Origin of the sequence: Streptomyces sp. NPDC000983, assembly GCF_040299205.1 — a bacterium.
Lineage (GTDB): Bacteria > Actinomycetota > Actinomycetes > Streptomycetales > Streptomycetaceae > Streptomyces.
The window spans coordinates 1-2,501 of sequence record NZ_JBEPBM010000112.1; the positions used below are offsets into that span (position 1 = coordinate 1).

General features: G+C 68.0%; 2 protein-coding genes and 1 pseudogene. 1 reads left to right on the top strand and 2 read right to left on the bottom strand.

Features of this window, described 5'->3' with window-relative positions; all coding sequences use genetic code 11:
* Positions 1-76, bottom strand: a pseudogene (locus tag ABT296_RS38835) (VOC family protein); the annotation flags it as partial.
* Positions 77-231: 155 nt separating this feature from the next.
* Here ABT296_RS38835 and ABT296_RS38525 point away from each other — a divergent pair.
* Positions 232-711, top strand: a complete 480-nt coding sequence (locus ABT296_RS38525) for a transposase domain-containing protein (RefSeq protein WP_351934800.1) — start codon at positions 232-234, stop codon at positions 709-711.
* Between the two features lie 446 nt (positions 712-1,157).
* On the opposite strand, the gene ABT296_RS38530 is transcribed toward ABT296_RS38525, so the two are convergent.
* Positions 1,158-2,501 (bottom strand): DUF2637 domain-containing protein (locus ABT296_RS38530; RefSeq protein WP_351934802.1); only part of this gene is annotated, 1,344 nt, incomplete at its 5' end.

The following is a 2,501-nucleotide window of genomic DNA, read 5'->3' on the forward strand; positions in this document are numbered from 1 at the left end:
GTGCACCTTCGCGGACGATCCCGTCGATCAGGGAGCCGTTCGGGGTGCTGCCGTCGGCATTGACTACGCTGAGCACGGGCGTACCTTCCCGACCCACGCTGCGAACGCGGGCCTACTCGGTGACCATCAATCGATCACTCGGGTACGCCCTCCGCGTTTCGCGAGGCACCCTTCCCGAGGCCGATCCACAGGTACTGAGCATTGCTCGGTGCTTGGTTCGTTGACACGGACATGCATCCATGGATCGGGTTATCCGATGAAGTCCGGCTCGGGTTGCTCACCGAGTGGATCGTTCCTGAGCTGGTGGACGAGGTGCTGACCGTGTGCGGTCGGCTGGATGCCAAGCCCCGTCCCCTGTCGAGCCGGTTCATGGTCTACTTCGTGCTCGCGCTGGCCCTGTTCCAGCAGGACTCCTACGACGATGTCGCGGAGAACCTGGTCGGGGCCCTGGGCGGGATGGACCAGCCGGTCTCGAACAAGTCGTCGTTCACCAGGGCCCGGCAGCAGCATGAGGCCGCACCGTTGGAGGCAGTGTTCCGCCGTGTAGCGGGGGCGATCGCTCCGCCCACTCTCGAGGCCGCGTTCTGGCGGGATGAGAGTGGCCGCGGTCGACGGGTTCTTGCTGGAGGTGCCGGAAAACGACACGACACGTGCCGCTTTTGGCGGGCAGAGCCGGTCGGCCCATCGGGTTCCCGCAGGCCAGGGTGGTGACGCTGACCGAGGCCCTTACGCACGCGACGATCGGCGCGCGGATAGGCAGCTTCAAGGGCGGTGGTGGGGAGCCCGCGCTGGCGACAGAGATGACCAGCAGTGCCGCCGGCATGCTTGTGATTATGGACCGGGCCTTCCCCGGTGTCGCCCTGTGGAAGGCATATACGCAGGCAGGAGCACACTTACTGATCAGAGCTCGGGTGCACCTTCGTCGCTGCGAACCCACGGAGGTCTTGCCTGACGTGACCTATCTGACCCGGATGAATCTCGCCGGGCAGCGGCGCTCGCACGCTGGCCGTAGGACTACCGGCCCGCCCTGCGCTCCCGTGGGGGACCGGTGCGGCGGCCCCCAGCAGAGCCGTTTCGTGAGCCCCGCCGCACGCCCCGAGTGGGCACTCGGGGCGTGGAGTCGGCGACATCCGCTACCTGCTAGGTGTCGGCTGGGGCTAGTGATGGTTGAGGGTGTGCCAGCGGCGTTCAAAGGCGTCGAGGCGGGGCGCAAGGTCGGCGGGTGTGAGGGGTTTGTTGTATTGAGCGGTGATGCCGCGCCGGGTGAGGTATTTAAGGACATGGTGGATGGCCGGGTAGGACGTGTGGGCGCGGTGCTGGGCCCATGCCGTGTAGAGGCGGAACTGGAGGTAGTAGCGGGCGAGGGCTTTGGGGGTTACGGACTGCCCCTGCCGGGTTCGGATTCCTTGGTGGGTGAGGGCGGTTGAGAGCTGCTCAGGGGTGGGTTCCTGGCCGTGCTGGACCTGGTGGGTGTGCCAAGCCTGGTAGTAGCGGTCGACTTGTGTGAGTTCGGAGTGAGCGGGTTCGTCGGCGTTCGTGCTGAGGGCCAATGTTTGGGTGTCCGGTTCTGGTGCCGCATGCTGTGTGCTGTCGGCCGCGTGCGGGCGGTCGGAGGTTGTGGCATGTGATGGTCGTTGACGTTGTGGTGAGTTGGTGTGGGGACCTTCGATGCTGGCTGCGCCGTACCGCACGTCGGGTACCTGGCCTTCGCCGTTGGTATCGAGAGAAGGGCCGCCGACTGACCGGTCGTCCTGACCCCTGCCGGACACGGTTTCGTCTGAGGCGGTGCGTGGCTGGGGCGCGGAGCTCTGTGCGCGCTCGCGCGGCGGCCGACGGTGTGCGAGGGAAGCAGGGCTCCCGGGGTCTGTGGCCGGCGTGGGCGTGTGCTTGAGAGGTGCGTGCCTCGGCTGCCACCGAGCCCCGGAGGCGTGTGGCTGTACGGGGGCGGCCGTGGCGTCGTTGAAGGCGGAGTAGTTCGCATGGCGTGTTGCCTGGTGTGGGACGGATCGGCCGCCGGTGGAGGAGCCGTTGAGACTGAGCTGCACGTCGGGTGTTGCCGGCCGGGACTGCTCGGAGGCGGAGGCTTGACCGTTGTGTGAATCACGGTGCGGGATGTGGGGCGGGCGGGCCCGGGATGGGTCGCTTCCGGGCTCGCCCGCGAGTTGCTTGTGTTCGGCTGGTGGTGGGTGCGGGATGGGGTGGATGCCCGCCGCGGCCAGGCCCGCCGGGGCCGTTTCCGCGAGCGGGACGCCGTAGCGGGCCAGGCGCAGCGGCATCAGGGACTCCACGGGGGCCTTGCGGCGCCAGGAGCGGCCGAAGCGGGAGCGCAGGCGGGCCTGGTAGACCAGGCGCTCCTGCTCCAGCTTGATGACCTGCTCGTAGGAGCGCAGTTCCCACAGCTTCATGCGGCGCCACAGCAGGAACGTCGGGACCGGGCTGAGCATCCAGCGGGTGAGCCGGACGCCCTCCATGTGCTTGTCCGCGGTGATGTCCGCGATCCG